General features: G+C 56.9%; 23 protein-coding genes and 1 tRNA gene. 7 read left to right on the top strand and 17 right to left on the bottom strand.

Annotation, left to right across the window (positions count from 1 at the left end):
• The first annotated feature begins 149 nt into the window (after nucleotides 1–149).
• Nucleotides 150–599, top strand: coding sequence for a type II 3-dehydroquinate dehydratase (gene aroQ, locus ACP0GE_RS20175; RefSeq protein ID WP_424833672.1), 450 nt, complete (start codon nucleotides 150–152; stop codon nucleotides 597–599).
• Complete coding sequence (locus ACP0GE_RS20180) at nucleotides 596–1,351, top strand: autoinducer binding domain-containing protein (RefSeq protein WP_424833673.1); 756 nt, start codon at nucleotides 596–598, stop codon at nucleotides 1,349–1,351. Before aroQ ends, ACP0GE_RS20180 begins: the two co-directional genes overlap by 4 nt.
• Nucleotides 1,352–1,734: 383 nt before the next feature.
• Here ACP0GE_RS20180 and tsf read toward each other — a convergent pair whose 3' ends face one another.
• From tsf to ACP0GE_RS20205, 5 genes are all read right to left on the bottom strand, one after another.
• Nucleotides 1,735–2,610 carry a translation elongation factor Ts gene (tsf, locus tag ACP0GE_RS20185; protein ID WP_424833674.1) on the bottom strand — a complete coding sequence of 292 codons (876 nt, stop codon included), beginning with the start codon at nucleotides 2,608–2,610 and terminating at the stop codon, nucleotides 1,735–1,737.
• A 76-nt stretch (nucleotides 2,611–2,686) separates the two neighbouring features.
• On the bottom strand, nucleotides 2,687–3,484 hold the full coding sequence (rpsB, locus tag ACP0GE_RS20190; protein WP_424833675.1) for a 30S ribosomal protein S2: 798 nt from the start codon (nucleotides 3,482–3,484) through the stop codon (nucleotides 2,687–2,689).
• 210 nt (nucleotides 3,485–3,694) lie between these two features.
• A complete protein-coding gene (locus ACP0GE_RS20195) occupies nucleotides 3,695–4,546 on the bottom strand; it encodes a lysophospholipid acyltransferase family protein (protein WP_424833676.1) in 852 nt (283 codons plus the stop codon).
• On the bottom strand, nucleotides 4,533–5,288 hold the full coding sequence (locus ACP0GE_RS20200; RefSeq protein WP_424833677.1) for a GNAT family N-acetyltransferase: 756 nt from the start codon (nucleotides 5,286–5,288) through the stop codon (nucleotides 4,533–4,535). Before ACP0GE_RS20200 ends, ACP0GE_RS20195 begins: the two co-directional genes overlap by 14 nt.
• A gap of 106 nt (nucleotides 5,289–5,394) precedes the next feature.
• Nucleotides 5,395–5,577: a DUF3553 domain-containing protein gene (locus tag ACP0GE_RS20205; RefSeq protein WP_424833678.1), complete on the bottom strand. Its 183-nt coding sequence runs from the start codon at nucleotides 5,575–5,577 to the stop codon at nucleotides 5,395–5,397.
• Between the two features lie 39 nt (nucleotides 5,578–5,616).
• On the opposite strand from ACP0GE_RS20205, the gene ACP0GE_RS20210 reads away from it, so the two are divergent.
• The gene (locus ACP0GE_RS20210) at nucleotides 5,617–6,213 is read left to right on the top strand and encodes a histidine phosphotransferase family protein (protein WP_424833679.1); all 597 of its coding nucleotides are present in this window, start codon (nucleotides 5,617–5,619) and stop codon (nucleotides 6,211–6,213) included.
• On the opposite strand, the gene ACP0GE_RS20215 is transcribed toward ACP0GE_RS20210, so the two are convergent.
• The 8 genes from ACP0GE_RS20215 to ACP0GE_RS20250 form a co-directional block, all read right to left on the bottom strand.
• Nucleotides 6,210–7,472, bottom strand: coding sequence for a glutamate-5-semialdehyde dehydrogenase (locus tag ACP0GE_RS20215; RefSeq protein WP_424833680.1), 1,263 nt, complete (start codon nucleotides 7,470–7,472; stop codon nucleotides 6,210–6,212). The genes ACP0GE_RS20210 and ACP0GE_RS20215 overlap by 4 nt on opposite strands.
• Before the next feature lie 45 nt (nucleotides 7,473–7,517).
• Nucleotides 7,518–8,624: a glutamate 5-kinase gene (gene proB / locus ACP0GE_RS20220; RefSeq protein WP_424833681.1), complete on the bottom strand. Its 1,107-nt coding sequence runs from the start codon at nucleotides 8,622–8,624 to the stop codon at nucleotides 7,518–7,520.
• Nucleotides 8,612–9,646 carry a GTPase ObgE gene (gene obgE / locus ACP0GE_RS20225; protein WP_424833682.1) on the bottom strand — a complete coding sequence of 345 codons (1,035 nt, stop codon included), beginning with the start codon at nucleotides 9,644–9,646 and terminating at the stop codon, nucleotides 8,612–8,614. Before obgE ends, proB begins: the two co-directional genes overlap by 13 nt.
• A gap of 37 nt (nucleotides 9,647–9,683) precedes the next feature.
• Nucleotides 9,684–10,220 carry a GNAT family N-acetyltransferase gene (locus tag ACP0GE_RS20230; protein WP_424833683.1) on the bottom strand — a complete coding sequence of 179 codons (537 nt, stop codon included), beginning with the start codon at nucleotides 10,218–10,220 and terminating at the stop codon, nucleotides 9,684–9,686.
• A 248-nt stretch (nucleotides 10,221–10,468) separates the two neighbouring features.
• Nucleotides 10,469–10,738 carry a 50S ribosomal protein L27 gene (rpmA, locus tag ACP0GE_RS20235; protein WP_039535512.1) on the bottom strand — a complete coding sequence of 90 codons (270 nt, stop codon included), beginning with the start codon at nucleotides 10,736–10,738 and terminating at the stop codon, nucleotides 10,469–10,471.
• An 11-nt stretch (nucleotides 10,739–10,749) separates the two neighbouring features.
• Nucleotides 10,750–11,370: a 50S ribosomal protein L21 gene (locus tag ACP0GE_RS20240; protein WP_424833684.1), complete on the bottom strand. Its 621-nt coding sequence runs from the start codon at nucleotides 11,368–11,370 to the stop codon at nucleotides 10,750–10,752.
• A gap of 208 nt (nucleotides 11,371–11,578) precedes the next feature.
• Nucleotides 11,579–12,388: a DUF2059 domain-containing protein gene (locus tag ACP0GE_RS20245; protein ID WP_424833685.1), complete on the bottom strand. Its 810-nt coding sequence runs from the start codon at nucleotides 12,386–12,388 to the stop codon at nucleotides 11,579–11,581.
• Nucleotides 12,388–13,218: a DUF2059 domain-containing protein gene (locus ACP0GE_RS20250; RefSeq protein WP_424833686.1), complete on the bottom strand. Its 831-nt coding sequence runs from the start codon at nucleotides 13,216–13,218 to the stop codon at nucleotides 12,388–12,390. The genes ACP0GE_RS20245 and ACP0GE_RS20250 overlap by 1 nt, the downstream gene beginning before the upstream one ends.
• A gap of 135 nt (nucleotides 13,219–13,353) precedes the next feature.
• On the opposite strand from ACP0GE_RS20250, the gene ACP0GE_RS20255 reads away from it, so the two are divergent.
• Together ACP0GE_RS20255 and ACP0GE_RS20260 are read left to right on the top strand one after the other, a co-directional pair.
• Nucleotides 13,354–13,443, top strand: a tRNA-Ser gene (locus tag ACP0GE_RS20255).
• Between the two features lie 192 nt (nucleotides 13,444–13,635).
• Complete coding sequence (locus ACP0GE_RS20260) at nucleotides 13,636–14,187, top strand: hypothetical protein (protein WP_424833687.1); 552 nt, start codon at nucleotides 13,636–13,638, stop codon at nucleotides 14,185–14,187.
• Between the two features lie 113 nt (nucleotides 14,188–14,300).
• On the opposite strand, the gene rpsI is transcribed toward ACP0GE_RS20260, so the two are convergent.
• Nucleotides 14,301–14,786 (bottom strand): 30S ribosomal protein S9, encoded by a 486-nt coding sequence (rpsI, locus tag ACP0GE_RS20265; protein ID WP_424833688.1) that lies wholly within the window; start codon nucleotides 14,784–14,786, stop codon nucleotides 14,301–14,303.
• A gap of 6 nt (nucleotides 14,787–14,792) precedes the next feature.
• Nucleotides 14,793–15,251, bottom strand: coding sequence for a 50S ribosomal protein L13 (rplM, locus tag ACP0GE_RS20270; RefSeq protein WP_424833689.1), 459 nt, complete (start codon nucleotides 15,249–15,251; stop codon nucleotides 14,793–14,795).
• Between the two features lie 252 nt (nucleotides 15,252–15,503).
• Between rplM and ACP0GE_RS20275 the strand changes: the two genes are divergently transcribed.
• On the top strand, nucleotides 15,504–15,860 hold the full coding sequence (locus ACP0GE_RS20275) for a nuclear transport factor 2 family protein (protein ID WP_424833878.1): 357 nt from the start codon (nucleotides 15,504–15,506) through the stop codon (nucleotides 15,858–15,860).
• A gap of 3 nt (nucleotides 15,861–15,863) precedes the next feature.
• Here ACP0GE_RS20275 and ACP0GE_RS20280 read toward each other — a convergent pair whose 3' ends face one another.
• Nucleotides 15,864–17,267, bottom strand: coding sequence for a PLP-dependent aminotransferase family protein (locus tag ACP0GE_RS20280; RefSeq protein ID WP_424833690.1), 1,404 nt, complete (start codon nucleotides 17,265–17,267; stop codon nucleotides 15,864–15,866).
• A gap of 100 nt (nucleotides 17,268–17,367) precedes the next feature.
• Here ACP0GE_RS20280 and ACP0GE_RS20285 point away from each other — a divergent pair, with 100 nt between their 5' ends.
• Complete coding sequence (locus tag ACP0GE_RS20285; RefSeq protein WP_424833691.1) at nucleotides 17,368–17,595, top strand: DUF1127 domain-containing protein; 228 nt, start codon at nucleotides 17,368–17,370, stop codon at nucleotides 17,593–17,595.
• Nucleotides 17,596–17,655: 60 nt separating this feature from the next.
• Here ACP0GE_RS20285 and ACP0GE_RS20290 read toward each other — a convergent pair whose 3' ends face one another.
• Nucleotides 17,656–18,099, bottom strand: a complete 444-nt coding sequence (locus ACP0GE_RS20290; RefSeq protein ID WP_424833692.1) for a PaaI family thioesterase — start codon at nucleotides 18,097–18,099, stop codon at nucleotides 17,656–17,658.
• Nucleotides 18,100–18,111: the final 12 nt, after the last annotated feature.

Consider the following 18,111-nt stretch of genomic DNA (forward strand, 5'->3'; position numbering starts at 1 on the left):
TGGTCAAAAGCCTATATGTGATTAACTTTACATCCAAACCGGAGGTAACAGGTCACCATACGGTCTCAAAGCTTGACGCATTTAGGCAAGGCCGCTGGACGCCTTTGTTTTTCAGGTTTAATAAAAATGGAATATGGGGATAGGACAACATGCAGCGCATTCTGGTAGCAAATGGCCCGAATCTGAATTTGCTGGGAACCCGGCAGACTGAGGTTTACGGCCACACAACTCTGCAAACGATCGAAGATCTGTGCCGCACCCATGGTGAAACCCTGGGGCAGACCGTCACGCATATGCAATCCAACCACGAAGGCGCACTGATCGATGCAATCCACGCCGCCCGGGGGACGCAGGACGGCATCGTGTTGAATGCGGGTGCTTTTACGCACACTTCAGTTGCTCTGATGGACGCGATCTCATCGGCGGAAGTGCCCGTGGTTGAAGTACATCTGTCAAACATCCACGCCCGTGAAGCTTTCCGCCACAAATCATACATTGCGCGGGTTGCGATTGGCCAGATATGCGGTTTTGGCGCCCAAAGCTATGTCCTGGCGCTTGAGGCCCTGGCGGCCCACTTGGCAGAGGGACATACGGGATGACCCTGAACGAGTACCTGACTTTCATTAGCTACGCGAAGACGCTGGAAGAGCTGTGGGACGCGCATTGTCGCCAGATGGCGAAATACGGGTTCGATCGCCTTTTGTACGGATACACCCAGTACCGGACTGAGACGTCATTGGGTGATCCAGAGGATTTTGTAATTCTGACCAACCACTGCAAAGAGTATCTGGAGGGGTTTGTGCAGAGAGGGCTTTATTTCAACGCGCCAATGCTGAAATGGGCCTTGCAAAACGAAGGCGCAGCAAGCTGGCGCATGATCGGCGAAGCGATGGCCAGCGGCACGATGACCCCGCAGGAACAAGAGGTATTCGCATTCAACAAGTCCGCCGGTGTGACCATCGGCTATACGATCAGTTTCACATCCGTTTCGATGCGGAGCAAAGGCGCGATTTCCATGGCGCATTACGGCGACAAATCGCAGGATGAAATTGACGCGATGTGGGATGAACATGGTGATGATATCCTGCTGATGAACAACATGGCGCATCTCAAGATTTTGACCCTGCCCTACAACGCGCCGAACCGTGCACTGACCAAGCGCCAGCGCGAGGCGCTGCAATGGGTTGGTGATGGCAAGACAACTCAGGATATAGCGCTGTTGATGGGTCTTACAGCCGCCACAGTGGAAAAGCACCTGCGCTTGGCGCGTGAGGCGCTGAGCGTGGAAACCACTGCTCAGGCGGTCCTCAAAGCCTCATTGCAGAACCAGATGTTCGTCATGGAAGTTTAACAGGACCGTATCTGATGCACTGCTGCCTCAGTTTACCTTGGGTAAGGAAAACATGACTTCCCTAACCCGGGTAAAAAATTGCAAAATGATACTGTTCCGTGAGTGGTGGCTTTAGCCAGGGAACGTTTGATCGGATCTTTGCTATATCAGGGCTCTCCGGTCAGTCTGACACAGGAGCGCCTATTCGTCCGCGTACCTGCGTTGGAAATTTGAGGGGTCCTGTCCATCCCCATCATGCGGGGCCCCTCAATCTCTCACAGTAAATCAGCTTTCTTCAACAGTCCGCATCAAGCGCTGTTGCCAAAAAAGAAAACCGGTCACGCAATGCGTAACCGGTTGCTTTGATTGTGGATGTTCGGCCCTTATCAGGGCCGTTACATATCTTAGCCCTGAGCGGCCTTGGCAACTTCGGCTGCGAAGTCTTCTTTTTCGACAACGATACCTTCGCCAACTTCCAGACGGATGAAGCCGGTGATGGTTGCACCTGCCTCTTTGGCGGCTGCTTCAACGGTCAGGTCAGGGTTCACAACGAACGACTGGTTCAGCAGAGTCGATTCGGCGACGAATTTCTTCATACGGCCTTCGATCATTTTCTCGATCACCTGCTCCGGCTTGCCGGATTCGCGGGCGATGTCCATCTGAACCTGCTTTTCCTTCTCGACAACAGCCGGGTCCATGTCCGCCTCGGACAGGGCCGCCGGGTTTACGGCCGCGATGTGCATCGCAACCTGCTTGCCGATCGCTTCGTCGCCACCGGTCAGAGCCACCAGAACGCCGATTTTGCCCATGCCGTTGGTGGCTGCGTTGTGAACGTAGGACACAACGGTGTCGCCCGACAGTTTCGACATGCGACGCACCGACATGTTCTCGCCGATGGTGGCGATCTTGTCAGTGATCGTGTCTGCAACGGACTTTCCGCCCAGGTCAGCAGCCAGCAGAGCTTCGACATTGTCGACGCCTTCTGCGGCATAGGTGATCTTGCCGACCATTTCCTGGAACTCAGCATTCTTCGCAACGAAGTCGGTTTCCGAGTTCACTTCGACGGCAACGCCGTTGCCGCCATTGACGTGAACAGCAACCAGACCTTCTGCTGCGGTACGGCCCGATTTCTTGGCCGCTTTGGCCAGGCCTTTGGTGCGCAGCCAATCAACGGCTTCGTCCATGTTGCCTTCGGTCTCGGTCAGCGCTTTCTTCGCGTCCATCATGCCTGCGCCGGTCGAGTCGCGCAGTTCTTTTACCATTGCTGCTGTGATTGCCATCTTTTGGCTCTCCTCAATTCAAACGGAATTGGGGCAGGTCTACCCTGCCCCATATGTCATTTACGTGACGGGCAGCTTACGCTTCGGCAGGTGTTTCTGCTTCGGCTTCTGCGGGCGCTTCTTCAGCAACGACTTCTTCAACCGGTGCTTCTTCGAACTCACCCAGATCGACGCCAGCGGCACCCATCTGCGCGGTCATACCGTCCAGCGCGGCACGTGCGGCCAGATCGCAGTACAGAGCGATTGCGCGGGCTGCGTCGTCGTTGCCGGGGATGATGTAGTCAACGCCGTCGGGCGAGCAGTTGGTGTCGACAACAGCCACAACCGGGATACCCAGCTTGTTGGCTTCGGCGATGGCCAGTGCTTCTTTCTTGACGTCGATGACGAACAGCAGGTCAGGAACGCCGCCCATCTCGCGGATACCGCCCAGCGAAGCTTGCAGCTTGGCCTGGTCACGCTCCATGCCCAGACGCTCCTTCTTGGTCAGACCTTCGGCGCCCGATTCCATTGCTTCGTCGATCTGGTTCAGACGGTTGATCGACTGGGAAACGGTTTTCCAGTTGGTCAGCGTGCCGCCCAGCCAGCGGTGGTTCATGAAATACTGAGCCGACTTTTCAGCCGCTTCAGCGATCGGGCCTGCGGCCTGACGCTTTGTGCCAACAAACAGAACACGGCCACCTTTTGCAACGGTGTCACGAACGGCCTGCAGAGCCTGGTCCAGCATCGGAACAGTCTGGGTCAGGTCCATGATGTGGATGCCATTGCGCGAGCCGTAGATGAACGGGCCCATGCGGGGATTCCAACGCTGTGTCTGGTGACCAAAGTGAACGCCAGCTTCCAGCAGCTGACGCATGGTGAACTCGGGAAGAGCCATGCTATTTTCCTTTTCCGGTTTACGCCTGGGCGGGGGTGAAAGAAGCGGATGCTCCAACCGGCGGGCCTGACAAGGATGTCTCCCTCAAAAAGCCCAAACCCCGCCTGCGGGTTTGAATGGCGCGCGTATAAGGCAGCCAAATGCCCACCGCAAGGTGAAATTCACCTTTTTGAGTGATTTTGCGCTGTATCTGGTGAAAATCACCAAGTTTCAGGGTAGTCGGGCCAGGTTATGAGCGTGACGCACCGCTTCTTCACAATGCGCGGCCAACGCCTTGCGGTTTTCAAAGTCGCTGACCTTGGCCGGGGTATGATAGATAAGCTCTACCCAACCTTGACGCACTGCGCCAAGCGTCTTCAATAGGTGCGGGCCGAAATCCATATCTCCCCACCAGCCATAAAACCGATCCGGCTGACCTTCGGGCGCATGAAACACGACCGAAACCGGCTGCACATACATGAAATCCCGCAGTTCATCCGCGAAGAACGCAGCGAAAAGCGTTGATTTAAAATGTAAAACGCGCAATCCATCTGTTGAAGTTCCTTCGGGAAAGAACAGAAGTTTATGCCCGGCTGTCAATCGCTCTTCGAACACCTTCGTTTGTTCACGTGCCTTTTTGCGGTCGCGTTCGATGAAAACGGTACCGGTCGCGCGGGCCAACCAGCCGATCCCCGGCCAATTTGCAACCTCGGCCTTAGAAACAAAATACACCCTTTTACGGGCATTCAGGGCAAAGATGTCGAGCCATGAGGTGTGATTTGCAACAACGGCCCCCTGATGCTGCATCAAGGTGCCCGAACTGCGAAACCCTATCCCCAAGATGCGAAAAGCGTTTCGGCAGACGAACTGCGTGATGAACGGCGTCATCGGGCGGCGCACGCCAAACAAGGGGATCTCGATCATTCGGATTATCAACAGAACAAACAAGCCGCCAAAAACCAAAATGGCCAAAGGCACCCCTCGCAATAACACCAAGACCCATCCCAAAGGGCTGAGTTCCACCGGATCCGGCGGGTCGTCACTTGTCCAAAGGGGCTGTGTCACCGGGCTACGCTCCGCCATAGATGCGTCTCTGCCGCTCGTTCATGCGGGCCGTGTCAAGGATCAGGCATACATCGGTAGTGTTGAAGGCGTGGTCGATAAAGGCCCCCTCGCCCACAAAGCCACCCAGCCGTAGATAGGCTTTGATCAGCGCCGGTACCTGAACCATTGCCGCGCGGCGATCAAGATCTTCGGGGGCAACGAGGTTCATGGACTGGAACACACCCGGTTGCGCGCGGACACGTAAATCCACGGGCGCCAGATGGTTGTGATGCAGCATGGATAAGGGCTGCGCGAGCGCTGAAATATCAGTGCCGTGAAAACTGGCGACACCGAACAGGACCTCGATCCCGCGCTCGGTCACATAAGCGGCCAAACCGTTCCACAGGTGATACATCGCCGTGCCACCACGATAGTCGCGATGCAGACAAGACCGGCCAAGCTCCAACAGTTTGCGGCCGCTCTGCTTCAGAACCGACAGGTCATATTCATCCTCGGAATAAAACTGCCCCAACTCTACGGCACGTTCACCGGGTAACAACCTGTAAACACCAACAACTTCGCCCGTCGCATCATCGATTGCCAGCATGTGATCAAAATAGGGGTCGAACTGGTCCCGCTCCAGCCCGGCATCGTGATCTACCATATCTCCACCGCTGCCAAGCTCGTGGACGAACACGTCATAGCGAAGGCGCTGCGCTGCACGCAATTCGGCCTCGGTTTCTGCAAGCTTGATTGTGAATGAAGGGCCAGAGTCCGGCATCAGGCATCCAGAAGGTTGTTTTAATCTGCGCGCTGATAGCGCGAATGCCGGTAGCAAGGCAACAAGTGTGCTCTGGTCAAAGTTGTTAACCTTTCCTAAACCAGTTTCACGGATCAAAGACCGGCATCAAGGCGATGCGTGTTCCGTCGATTACCACTTTCCCCTGCTCGCGAAAGTTAACGGTGATCTTGCCCCCGATATTGGACTGTACCTGTCCAATGCCCCAATCGGGGAAATCGGGGTGACGGACATACATGCCCGGTGCGAGAATGGCATTAAGGTCTGACATGGGGCTCCGGTCCGGTGGCAGATACATTAGGAGGTACGCATGGGCGCTACGGACGTCAACCTGGCCGAGCTGATCGGCTCGCGGATCTGTCACGATCTGATCAGCCCGATTGGGGCAATCACCAATGGGCTGGAGCTATTGGAAATGGTCGGCGCATCCAGCGGACCTGAGATGGATTTGATCTCGGGCAGTGTTGGCAGCGCCGGGGCCAAGGTCCGGTTTTTTCGCGTGGCGTTTGGCGCGGCCAGCGACCAACCCTTGGGACCGGCCGAGGTGAACAGCCTGCTCAAGGATATCGAGCAGGCAAGCCGTGTTCGGGTCCGCTGGCATGTTGTGGAACCTATGCCGCGCAATCAGGTAAAGCTGGCTTTTCTGGCATTGCTATGCTGCGAAAGCGCGATGCCTATGGGCGGTGAGGTCGATATATCTGTTAGCGGGCGTTCCTGGCAGGTCGTCGGCTCGGCAGATGTGATGAAGCTGGACAACGCCCTTTGGAAAGTGTTGCCCGGCGGCCAGTTCGAATCCCAGGTCACGCCCGCGCAAGTCCAATTCGCCCTGCTGCCTAAAACTGCCGCATCGATGGGTCGACGGGTGGCGGTCGAAACCGCCGCAACGCGCGTCGCAATCAGGTTTTAGTCGCGCGTGCTGCCGTTTCCCCGAACGAGGTATTTGAAGCTGGTCAATTGAGCCGCACCAACTGGGCCGCGCGCATGCATCTTGCCGGTGGCGATACCGATTTCAGCCCCCATGCCGAACTCACCACCATCCGCGAATTGGGTTGAGGCATTGTGCATCAGGATTGCGCTGTCCAGACGTTCGAAGAATCGCGCTGCGGCAGCCGCATCCTCGGCCATTATGCAATCGGTGTGGTTCGATCCGTATTGCCGGATATGCGCGATTGCGGCGTCCAAATCGGCCACAGGCTTTGCCGCAATGATGCTGTCCAGGAATTCCTTGCCCCAATCTTCATCCGTAGCAGCAACGGTGCCGTCGATGGCTAGGACCCCATCGGCATGCACTTCCACGCCCGCCGCCAGCAAAGCGGTGATGAGTTCTTTGCCAAGTGTTTCGGCGACGTCCTGATGAACCAGCAGGCATTCTGCCGCTCCACAAATGCCGGTGCGACGGGTCTTTGCGTTCAGAACGACATCCAACGTCTTTTGAGGGTCCGCAGATTTGTCGACGTAGATATGCACAATGCCTTCCAGATGGGCAAAAACCGGCACACGCGCCTCTCGCTGCACCAATCCAACCAAACCTTTACCGCCGCGGGGAACGATGACGTCTACATAATCCGTCATGGTCAGTAATCCATGAACCGCTGCCCGGTCCCGTGTCGGCACCAGTTGGATTGCATCCTCGGGCAGGTTTGCTGCCTTGAGTCCTTCGACCAGACAGGAATGGATCACTGTCGAAGAGTGAAAACTCTCGGACCCACCCCGCAGGATCACGGCATTGCCCGACTTTAGGCATAACGCGCCAGCATCCGCCGTAACGTTAGGGCGGCTCTCATAGATGACGCCAATAACACCCAAAGGCGTGCGAGCACGTTGAATGTTGAGGCCTGACGGCATGTCCCATTCCGCCAACACCTCACCCACCGGATCACTCTGATCCGCGACCGTGCGCAAGCCATCAACCATGCCCTGAATGCGTGCTTCGTCCAGCATCAGGCGGTCCATCATCGCGGGGCTCAACCCCTTTTCGCGACCAAATTCCAGATCCTTCCTGTTGGCCTCGATAATATCAGCCCGGTTGGCCCACACCGCATCAGCCGCTGCGATCAGGGCTGCATGTTTGCGTTCAGCACTGGCAAAAGCCAAATCGGCCGAGGCCACCTTGGCGCGTTTCCCAAGATCGGCCATCAGGTTGGGAATGTTATCAAAATCCTTCATCTCATGCGCCTTTCCGTCATTCTTTTAGCTATTTGCATGGCGCACTTAAAGCGCCAGATCATCCCGGTGTATCAGTACGGCCCTGCCCGGATACCCCAAGGTTGCCTCAATTTCCGAGGACTTCCTGCCCTTGATCGCGTCCGCCTCTTGCGCAGTATAGCGGCTGAGGCCCTGCGCAAGGCGCCGAGCTGACGGGTCGAGGATCGCTACAGGGTCCCCCCGCCCGAACTCGCCGCTGACTTCAACGATACCAGCCGGCAGCAGGCTTTTTCCATTGGCCAATGCCCGCGCCGCACCGTCATCGACCACGATTTCACCGCGCGGCTTCATCGCGGATATCCAGCGTTTCCGCGCCGCGTGGGGATCCAGCGTTGCAGTGAACCACGTACTGTTCGCACCATTCTCCAAGTTTTTCAGAGGGTTCAACGTCGATCCCTCAGTGATTGCCATGGCGCAACCCGCGGCAATTGCCATTTTCGCTGCCAGCAATTTCGTTTTCATGCCACCCTTGGACAAACCGGATCCGGCATCGCCTGCCATCGCCTCAATCTCAGGCGTGATGGAGTCAATCTGGTCGAACCGAGCAGCCTCTGGGTCGTCTGCGGGGTTGCCGGAGTAAAACCCGTCGACATCGGACAACAAGATCAACTGGTCCGCGCCCACTGTCACCGCGATCTGCGCGGCAAGGCGGTCATTGTCGCCGTACCGGATTTCATCCGTCGCGACTGTATCGTTCTCGTTCACAATGGGGACAACGCCCAGACCCAGCAGCGTCTCAAGCGTCGCGCGTGAGTTCAAATAGCGCCGCCGGTCCTCGCTGTCTTCCAAGGTTACCAGAACTTGTGCCGTCTTGATGTTGTGCGGCGTCAGCGCTTCTTCATAGGCGCGCGCCAGACGAATTTGCCCCACTGCCGCTGCGGCTTGGGACTGTTCCAAAGGAAGCGGAGCCATTGGCAGGCCCAGCACACCACGCCCCAACGCGATGGACCCCGAAGACACCAGAACAACATCCGTTCCCTGCCCCTTGAGCCACGCAACATCCTGAGCCAGAGAGCCCAGCCAATCAGATCGCAGCAAGCCTGTATCCCGGTCAACCAACAGGGCTGAACCGATCTTGGCCACCAGACGCCGGGCTTGGGTCAGGGCTGCCAAGGCTGAACCTCCTCGGCGGGTTTTTGGCGGACGCGGTTATCATCGATCTGCATCCGCAGCGCGCGAAGGACCTCGGTTACTCCTAGATGGGCCACGCCAGACATGGTCATCACCGGGCCACCAACGGCATCCTCAAGTTCGGCCTTGGCCAGATCGCGTTCCTCATCGTCCAAAGCGTCGACCTTGTTCAGCACGGTGATCCGCGGTTTGTCGGCCAGTTCTCCGCCATAGGCCTCAAGTTCATGAATGATGGTCCGATAGTCTTCGGCCACCGTACCCGAGGCACCGTCAACCAGATGCAACAGCACGGCGCAGCGTTCGACATGACCCAGAAAACGGTCGCCGATACCGCGACCTTCGTGAGCACCTTCGATCAGGCCGGGAATGTCGGCCACAACGAACTCGACATTGTCGACGCCAACAACGCCCAGATTGGGATGCAGCGTCGTAAAGGGGTAATCGGCGATTTTCGGGCGCGCATTGGAGGTTGCCGCCAAAAAGGTCGATTTGCCTGCGTTGGGCATACCCAACAGGCCCACATCCGCGATCAGCTTTAGCCGCAGCCAGATGGTGCGGTCGATCCCCGCCTGCCCCGGATTGGCACGTCGTGGCGCCTGATTGGTCGCCGATTTGAAGTGCAGGTTGCCGAAGCCACCGTTGCCGCCCTTGGCCAGCAATACGCGCTGACCAACCTCGGTCAGATCGCAGATGACTGTTTCTTCGTCCTCGTCAAGGATTTCGGTGCCAACAGGAACACGCAGGACGATGTCGTCGCCGTCTTTACCTGTGCGCTGCTGACCGCGACCGGGCTGGCCATTCTTCGCAAAAAAATGCTGTTGATAGCGGAAGTCGATCAGGGTGTTCAACCCATCCACAACCTCGGCCCAAACCGAACCGCCCTTGCCGCCGTCCCCGCCATCGGGTCCGCCGTATTCGATGTATTTTTCGCGTCGGAAGCTGACGCAGCCGCTACCCCCGGCCCCGGACCGGATGTAGACCTTTGCAAGATCGAGAAATTTCATGACTGTCCCCTACTGCAAAGGCCACACCGGCCACAAGTCAGAGTTTCTTGGTATACGTCCAGGTGGGCACGTTTGCGTCGCGCGCGACCGAGTAGCTTTCAGCGTCGCCCAGGTACTGGAACCCGCAATGGGTCAGAACACGGGCCGACGCAGGATTGTCCTGAAACACGCTGGCAAACATGTTCGCGTTTTCCAACGGATTGGCGTTGACCAAAGTTTCGACCGCCAGGGACGCGATGCCGGTGTTCCAGTAAACCGGCGCGACCCAATAGCCGACCTCGGACTGGTTGCGATCCAGCCGTGTCAATGAGATCAAACCGATCAGCTCGGGACCGCCATCCTTGGTGGCATCCATTGCCCAAACATCCTCGTCCCGGTCTTCCGACATGGCGCGGGAAACAAAGGCCTCGGTCGATCCGGGTGGCAGAGGGTGCGGAATCGCGGTTGTCATGCGTGCCACACGTTCATCGCCTGCATAATGCTCAATGAGACCCATATCCGACCGGCGCAACGGGCGCAGGTCGAACCGCTCGGTTTCTATCACCGGCTGATTTATGATCGTCTCAAGTTTCATGAGTGCGTTCCTCCTCCGAACAACACGTAAATTACGGACGCAAAAGCAAAACCAATTAACGCCCACATCAGATATTTGCGCCCCAGATGATCTTCAACTGCGTGGGCAATGCGACCCCGAGTCAGGGTCGGAATTATGCTTGCTGCGTCAGTCATCAGGGCCATAGATCAAAACTGTGTTAAAACGAGAAAGGGGACCGGCATTTTCTGCCGGTCCCCCATGAATTTTCAAACCTTATGGGTTTCGGCTTACTCTGCGGCCTCCGCCACTGGCAGGACCGAAATAAAGGTGCGGTTTTTGAGTCCCTTGTGGAACTTCACAGCGCCATCGGTGGTGGCAAAGATGGTATGGTCTTTGCCCATGCCTACACCTTCGCCCGGCCAGAACTTGGTGCCGCGCTGACGCACGATGATGTTGCCTGCGATGGCTGCCTGGCCACCATACAGTTTCACGCCAAGGCGGCGACCAGCTGAGTCGCGACCGTTACGGGAGGAACCGCCAGCTTTTTTATGTGCCATTCTCTCTCTCCTTAGCCTTTGGCCAGCTCTTTGGCCTGCTCAACCCATTCGGGTTTCACTTTGATGGTGTCGATAGCAGCAATCTGCTCGTCCGACAAGGCGGCCAGAGCGGCAAAGCTCTCGATACCTGCCTCAGCCAGCTTTTTGGCAGCGGCGGGGCCGACACCGTTCAGCTTGGTCAGATCATCAGCGGCAGCCGCAGCGGCGGGTGCCTCTGCTTTGGCTTCAGCTTTCTTCGCAGCGGGCTTTTTCGCCGCCGGAGCAGCTTCGCCAGCCGGGGCCGAACCGGTTGCAACTTTGATGCCAGACTTGTCAGCGCCCGACGACAGGATGTCGGTGATTTTGACCAGTGTTAGTTTCTGACGGTGGCCAACGGTACGCTTCGAGCTGTGCTTACGACGGCGCTTGACGAATTTGATGACCTTGTCACCTTTGATCTGTTCGATCACTTCGGCCTGAACACCTGCGCCTTCAACGAAAGGTGCACCAACAACCGGAGCGTCACCGCCCAGCATCAGAACATCGTTGAATTGAACTTTTTCACCTGCGTCGGCAGCCAGCTTTTCAACGCGGAGGATATCACCCGCCTGAACCTTGTACTGCTTGCCGCCAGTCCTGAGGACCGCAAACATGCGTCTTTCCTTTTCTAACCCGCGTTCTGTGGTCCCCTTTCGGGTGTTGCTGGCCTCAGCCACCTCGAACAGCGCGCCCTTTTCGGGCTGTGTGACGACCCATGGGGCAGGCCCAATAGGTCAATAATAACGAGACCCGGCGCGGAGATTCCGGCCGGGATGCGCGCTTATCCTGAGTTTGTGGGGTAAAGTCAAGCCAAAAGGCTGGTTACAAATCAGACGCCCGAAGGGCCTGCGCAACCGCTTGCCCCAGCTTGTACGAAATAGTGTCATACATCTCGTCAAACCCCTCGAAAATGGCAAGATTCAGGGCTTTCCCGGCGTCAGTCCGGGAAAAGGCGATATTCTCGCGCAGTTGCGCCTGGGTCAATGGTTTGTAGGCCAGCAGCAAAAACGAGAACACCCAATCGCGGGTTTCTGCCTTCGTGTCGTCCTGTTGTGCCAACAACTCGGCCAGCAAGGTGTTTTCATCAACCGGATTACCCTGGCCCGCAGCGACTCCGCGGAAGAAATAATAGTCCGAACTGAGTGAGTTCTGCGCGTTCTGCTCGATCAAGTCGTTGACTTCGATATATTCCTCGATCAGCCGATACTCTGCCGCGCCCTTATCCGCCTGCTGATAAGCAGCACGGGCGACCTCTTCCACCGCTTCATCAGAAAAGGCGCGGCGGGCGGAATTTTCAAGCGAGATGATGGTCTGCCCCAGATCGCTTTCAAAAAAGATCGCGGCCTGTTCCATCTGGGTATCAGTCATCGCTTCCGCAAAAGCGCGTTTCACCTGATCTGTCATCCACGAGGGGTCATACAGCCCTTCAACCTGTTTTAAGAAATAAGACCCGCCCTGCCCCTCCAGCAACGATTTGTCGAGCTGCCGCCCCTGTTCCAGCCCCTCTGCACTCAGGATTTCCATGACCTCTTCAATGTGAAGCGCAGTTGTCAGCCGGTCGACATGTTCACTGGCCCGAAGCGGGGCCGCCCAGAGTGTCAGAGCGAATGCAAAACAGACCAGCGCGCGCATCAGATGTCCTGCGCCGGCCTCAGTTCGGCCATTCGCGCTGCCAGAACTTCGAACCGCATGGCCATGATTTCGTATTGAACGGCATTCAGCAATTCATAGACTTCTTGCATCAAGGGCTGTTCTAACGCCTCGACATAGGCATCTACATCTGCGTCCGAGAAATCCTGATACGTGTATGCGGCACTCGCCAGCGCAGACAGCTGCAAAGACCGGCGCATACCCGCCTCATTGGCGCGCATCCTTTCGCGCAGTTCATCCCCGTTCATTTGCAGTTCAATGACCCCCGACGCGCTCGCGGCCAACAGAAACCGCACCTGAATTTCCTGCAAGGCACGCAGAGACGTGCCACTGGCATCTACAGCCCGGTTCATCCGTTTAAAGCTTTCAACCCGCTCGGATCCGGCTTTGATCAGGTCAGAGACGATCCTTTGACCCTCTGCCTGTTTCGCGTCGTCATCCTCATCCAGATGAGTTGCGTTTTCCGCCACAACCAAACGCTGCCCCAGATCAGAGGCATAGAACTCAACCGCATGATTTAGCGCTTCGTCGCTGAGTGTCTGCTCCAGTATCGACACAGCCGTTTCATGCATGCCCTGCGTGTCAAAAACTTCTTCGGTCAGACGGGTCCAATCCGACCCGAAACCGTCAGGATCGATGCCCAACATCTGCGGGGCCGAGGCCGAGGCAAACGCGATGCTTTCCAGTGCCACGTCGAACCCCGTCGTGGTTAAAAAGGCCTCGACCCGGTCACGGTTGGCCGCCACCGCAGGCAGGGCCGCACAGCAATAGGCAAAAGCTGATACAAGCAAAGGTGAAACAAGTTGGCGCATATGATAGGTCATAGCTAAAAGCCTAGGGGTTTTCTGCCCGCTGGCAATGGAAAATACGGGTATCGGTGAATTGTAGAATTTTCTGCTTGCACCCCTGCCCGTTCCTCACTAAATCCCCCCCTCACAGACCCCCGCGGAGAGGTGCCGGAGTGGTCGAACGGGGCGGTCTCGAAAACCGTTGTGGGTGCAAGCCCACCCAGGGTTCGAATCCCTGTCTCTCCGCCATAATCGTCCCCAAACTGATTTCCGCTTTGCAACCGAAACACATCCGGTATGGCACGATTTCGCCTGCGTGGTCTGGCCTGATCAGCGTGCGGTGGCTCAAAGCGCGGATTTGAAGAGAATACGCCGGTTTTCCCCTTTGCGATCAGGTAGTTTTTCCCCATCTGGGCGACATATCGTTCAAAGGAGATATCCATGTCCCGCATATTGCTTATCGTCGTCATCGCCATCATTGGCGCGGGCGCGTATTATTACATGAACCAACCCGAACCAACCCCGGCCGAGCGTCTGGAATCAGCCGCCGAAGATGCATCTGATGCCGTCAGCGAGGCAGCCTCGGCCGTTCAGGAAGCGGCAGAGGAAGCTGCAAGTGCTGTGACCGAGCAAGCTTCTGACACAGCCACTTCGCTGACAGAACAGGCCACTGACGCCGCAAATACCGTCGCCGAACAGGCCGCCGACGCGGCTTCTTCTGTGGCTGATCAGGCGAATGATGCGGCTGCGGAAGCTGGCGAACAAGTCGCTGCCCTGACCGCACAGGGTCAGGATCTGTTCAACAGCTGGTTGCAGGATGGCATGTTGACAGCGCAGCAGTTCGACTATGACGCTATGGTTGCGTCAGTACAGGATAGCACGCTGTCGCAAGAGATCAAAACGCAGGCGATAACCATTCTGGATGCGATCAAGGCATCCCCCGATACCATCGCCACGCAGATCCAAAAACTGCGTACCTTGCTTACACAGTAATACGAAACGAAGCCGGGCCGCCCTTGAGGCGGCCCCTTTTTTCGTACTGCCAAAGAAAAACGGCCGCAGTTTCCCGCGACCGTCTGAATCTTCGGCTTTCGCCAGTTCCGCGATTAACGCTTCGAGAACTGGAACGAACGACGCGCTTTGCGCTTACCGTATTTCTTACGTTCCACAACGCGGCTATCGCGGGTCAGGAAGCCAGCGGCTTTCAGGGCGCCACGCAGGCTGGGATCATAAAGTTGCAGCGCTTTCGAGATGCCGTGCTTGACCGCACCGGCCTGACCGGTCAGGCCACCGCCTTTGACGGTTGCGACAACGTCGAACTCACCTTCCACACCAGCAACCTGGAACGGCTGGCGCAGGATCAGCTGCAGAACGGGACGTGCAAAATAGGTGTCCTGGTCCTTGCCGTTCACGGTGACCTTGCCGGAACCCGGCTTGATCCAAACGCGGGCAACAGCGTCTTTACGCTTGCCGGTGGCGTAAGAACGACCCAGCTCGTCACGTACGGGTTCACGTACGATGACTTCTTCGGCCACGGTTTCAACGCCTGCGACGGCGCTCAGCTCTTCGAGAGTATTGATCTGATCAGCCATCGGTCATTAGCTCCGGGTGTTTTTCTTGTTCATGGATGCAACATCCAGAACTTCGGGCGCTTGCGCCTCATGAGGATGCTCGGCACCGGCGTAAACGCGCAGGTTGGTCATCTGCTGGCGCGCCAGACGGTTGCCCGGCAGCATGCGCTTGACCGCTTGGGTCACGACGCGCTCGGGGTGTGCACCTTCAAGGATTTCTTGCTTGGTGCGCGACTTGATGCCGCCCGGGTGGCCAGTGTGCCAGTAGAAGTTCTCGTCACGCTTCTTGCCGGTCATCTGGATTTTGTCAGCGTTGATCACGATGACGTTGTCGCCCATGTCCATGTTCGGGGTGAACGACGCTTTGTGCTTGCCACGCAGACGCATGGCGACGATCGAGGCAAGACGGCCCAGAACAACGCCCTCGGCGTCGATCAGGATCCATTTCTTGTCGATGTCTGCAGGTGTTGCAGAAAAGGTTTTCATGGCAGGATAGTCCTGTTTGATGTGAAAGACCGCCCCAAGGCGGAGCGGCCCGAATTCGATGGATGGGTATTTAGAGGTAGACGAATTGCACGTCAATGACAGTAAGCGTGATTTACATGAGCGTTTTCAATTAGTTATAAAATAGGTATTATTTTACCCCATCTTCAATCAACAAAAAAGCCAGCCCGACCCATGTGTATACTATACCTAAACCGTTAACACCTTCGAATTTGGAGCAATGCCGTGCAGGATATGACCAAAACAATCGCAGATTACGGCGCCGCCTGGCAGGAGGCGAACGATGACCAAAGGCTGGCTCTATTATCACAGTGTTTTGCCGAAGACGGGCGCTATGTTGATCCAACGGCCAACGTTCCAGGCCGATCCCAGCTTTCTGTGCATATTGGAGAGGTGCTGAAAAGTTCTGGCGGACGTGTGGAACTGACCAGCAGCCCAACCCATCACCACAATGTTGTTCATTTTACATGGCACATGGTCGGCAAGGATGGCGCGGTCGTGGTCGCGGGCCATGATTTTGTTCAGTTGGACGCGGACGGCAAGATTTCGCATCTGGCAGGGTTTTTTGGCGACCCTATCCCGCTGGACTGACGGTCAGACACTGATCTGTTCGGGCGGATTGTCCAGCAAGGCGCGCAGGCGCAGCATGGCATCCTCGAACCGGTCCAGCGACACATGGCCATTCATGGCAATACGCACGGCATTGGGTGCGCGTCCATCGCGCAGAGCAAATTCGTCGGCCGACCTGAGCTGTATCCCCTCACGCTCTGCTGCCCGACTAAAGGCCGCTGCACGCCAGCCCGAGGGCAGGCTGAGCCAGACGAAGGGCACATCCGGCGCCCAATTCAGATCGAATCCACCCAGAGCGTTAACCGTAACGCGTACATAGTCCCGCATACGCTTGCGCACATCTCTGGCGACCTGTCGCGTCCGGGGGTCGGACAGTAACAGGCGGGTCAATTCCGCCAGGGGCTGCGCCAGACCGAAATAGCCATATTCGGCGGACCGGCGCAGATCCACGCTGCGTTCCCGAGGCGCGATAGCAAAACCTACGCGCAAAGCAGGCGTGAGGGTTTTCGAGATCGACGAGACATGCCAGCCGCGTTCCGGGGCCAGAGCACGAAAGCTGGGCTCTTGCGCATCGCCCATGCGATAACAGTCATCCTCAATGATTTGTAAATCATAACGACGCGCGATCTCGACGATTTCCTTACGCCGTTCCAGCGGGGTATGCGCACCGGTGGGATTCTGCACCTCAGGCGAAACACAGACGGCCTGCGCCTTGGTTTGGCGCAAAACATGCTCCATCGCGTCGGGGTCGATGCCCCATTGATCCATCTTGATCCCGATCACCTCGGCCCGCATCAGTTCCCCTGCCCTGCGGAACCCTGCGTAGGACAAATCCTCGACCAGCACGACAGGTTTCGCGCCCTGTAATATCGTCTGGAACACCAGGCACAGTCCGTTCTGACCGCCATGTGTCAACACAATGTCATCATGTGTCAGTGGCCCCAGCGGCAGATCCGAGAGCCACTCGACCACCGCCTGTCTCATGGGGGCGTAAGCATCGCGTGTTGGGTAATTCATAAAAAGCCACGGATCAGCATGCGATACCTTTTCCATGCATTCACGGATCAGCTTGACCTGCCCCATATCCGGCAGTCTTGGGCTGAAAAGACTGACCTGACGACCATCACTGGTCTCGGCCAGATGTAACTGCCGGGACCAGACATCATCCAGAATCGGAGATTTCGGTGGTGCGACGAATGTACCACGCCCAACTTCGGCCTGTAACAATCCCTCATCCGTCAGAATCGTATAGGCCCGCGCGACCGTCCCGGGGGTAATTTGCAATCGGTACGCAAGTTCACGCACCGGAGGCAGCTTAACCCCGACCTCTAGCGTTTTGTTTTCTATTGCCTTTCGGATGGTGTCCGCGACCAGAGTGTATTTCGGCCCCTTGGTCTTGAGCAACATCTCTGGCCAAATTGTATCCATTACAATTCTTCCTTTGCTTTTGACACAATCCTGAATGTATCAAGCGTATGTACCGAACATTTACGCTTTGTGTCAATACAATTATGAAAGGATACCCAAGATGACACGCGCAATGCACACCCCCGCCCTTTTGCTGCTGAACGACAGCCCACGGCTGCCGCTGATCGCCGCACTGGCCGTGCGGTTTGCCGCGACGGTCACGAAATGGGAGCGTCGCCGGCGCAGCCGCATCAATCTCGGCAAGCTGGATGACAGGCTTCTGCGTGATGTCGGTTTGACCCGACTACAATCGCAGGATGAAACGGCCCGCTATTTCTGGATGCACTGAGTTATCCTCAGTCCCGATTTCGGGACCTCTTCCTGGGCCGGGGTTTTTCCCCGGCCTTTTTTATCCGAAAGCCGCCGCAGCCGAACCTTGGGGCGGGATCGAATAGGTCATGCTGGCGCGGGCCACGGGTTTGTCGGAGCCGTCCGAGAACATCAATACATCCCCAACTGCCAGACTGCGGCCCAGCTTCAATAACCGACATTCCGCGATCATATCTGCGGCGCCTTCTGGTTTTCGCAGAAAATCCATCGAACTGTTTGTAGTTACAGCCAAAGATTGCCTTCCCTTCCGCGCCAGAACCATCGCATAGACACTGACATCCGCCAGACTGAACATCGCTGGGCCCGACACGGTGCCGCCGGGGCGCAAGTGGCGTTCGGCCACGACAAGACGCATTCTGATTGTGTCTTCGGTCAAATCCTCGACGACAAAGTCCTTGTGAACCTGGGGAAAGACCTGCGCAAGGTAATCCGCCAGTTCTTCTTTGTTCAGCGCCAATGACATACTTCCCCTCCG

Source organism: Ruegeria sp. (genome assembly GCF_965243365.1).
GTDB lineage: Bacteria > Pseudomonadota > Alphaproteobacteria > Rhodobacterales > Rhodobacteraceae > Ruegeria.

Bases quoted from the DNA above. Each gene is read 5' to 3' on its own strand.
- rpsI (WP_424833688.1), bottom strand. From the start codon at position 14,786: ATGGCTGATCAGATCAATACTCTCGAAGAGCTGAGCGCCGTCGCAGGC.
- obgE (WP_424833682.1), bottom strand. From the start codon at position 9,646: ATGAAATTTCTCGATCTTGCAAAGGTCTACATCCGGTCCGGGGCCGGG.
- ACP0GE_RS20215 (WP_424833680.1), bottom strand. From the start codon at position 7,472: ATGAAGGATTTTGATAACATTCCCAACCTGATGGCCGATCTTGGGAAA.
- ACP0GE_RS20280 (WP_424833690.1), bottom strand. From the start codon at position 17,267: ATGGATACAATTTGGCCAGAGATGTTGCTCAAGACCAAGGGGCCGAAA.
- ACP0GE_RS20210 (WP_424833679.1), top strand. From the start codon at position 5,617: ATGGGCGCTACGGACGTCAACCTGGCCGAGCTGATCGGCTCGCGGATC.
- ACP0GE_RS20285 (WP_424833691.1), top strand. From the start codon at position 17,368: ATGACACGCGCAATGCACACCCCCGCCCTTTTGCTGCTGAACGACAGC.
- tsf (WP_424833674.1), bottom strand. From the start codon at position 2,610: ATGGCAATCACAGCAGCAATGGTAAAAGAACTGCGCGACTCGACCGGC.
- ACP0GE_RS20275 (WP_424833878.1), top strand. From the start codon at position 15,504: ATGACCAAAACAATCGCAGATTACGGCGCCGCCTGGCAGGAGGCGAAC.
- rpmA (WP_039535512.1), bottom strand. From the start codon at position 10,738: ATGGCACATAAAAAAGCTGGCGGTTCCTCCCGTAACGGTCGCGACTCA.
- rplM (WP_424833689.1), bottom strand. From the start codon at position 15,251: ATGAAAACCTTTTCTGCAACACCTGCAGACATCGACAAGAAATGGATC.
- ACP0GE_RS20250 (WP_424833686.1), bottom strand. From the start codon at position 13,218: ATGCGCCAACTTGTTTCACCTTTGCTTGTATCAGCTTTTGCCTATTGC.
- ACP0GE_RS20200 (WP_424833677.1), bottom strand. From the start codon at position 5,288: ATGCCGGACTCTGGCCCTTCATTCACAATCAAGCTTGCAGAAACCGAG.
- ACP0GE_RS20245 (WP_424833685.1), bottom strand. From the start codon at position 12,388: ATGCGCGCGCTGGTCTGTTTTGCATTCGCTCTGACACTCTGGGCGGCC.
- aroQ (WP_424833672.1), top strand. From the start codon at position 150: ATGCAGCGCATTCTGGTAGCAAATGGCCCGAATCTGAATTTGCTGGGA.
- ACP0GE_RS20230 (WP_424833683.1), bottom strand. From the start codon at position 10,220: ATGAAACTTGAGACGATCATAAATCAGCCGGTGATAGAAACCGAGCGG.
- ACP0GE_RS20205 (WP_424833678.1), bottom strand. From the start codon at position 5,577: ATGTCAGACCTTAATGCCATTCTCGCACCGGGCATGTATGTCCGTCAC.
- rpsB (WP_424833675.1), bottom strand. From the start codon at position 3,484: ATGGCTCTTCCCGAGTTCACCATGCGTCAGCTGCTGGAAGCTGGCGTT.
- ACP0GE_RS20290 (WP_424833692.1), bottom strand. From the start codon at position 18,099: ATGTCATTGGCGCTGAACAAAGAAGAACTGGCGGATTACCTTGCGCAG.
- ACP0GE_RS20260 (WP_424833687.1), top strand. From the start codon at position 13,636: ATGTCCCGCATATTGCTTATCGTCGTCATCGCCATCATTGGCGCGGGC.
- ACP0GE_RS20240 (WP_424833684.1), bottom strand. From the start codon at position 11,370: ATGTTTGCGGTCCTCAGGACTGGCGGCAAGCAGTACAAGGTTCAGGCG.
- ACP0GE_RS20180 (WP_424833673.1), top strand. From the start codon at position 596: ATGACCCTGAACGAGTACCTGACTTTCATTAGCTACGCGAAGACGCTG.
- ACP0GE_RS20195 (WP_424833676.1), bottom strand. From the start codon at position 4,546: ATGGCGGAGCGTAGCCCGGTGACACAGCCCCTTTGGACAAGTGACGAC.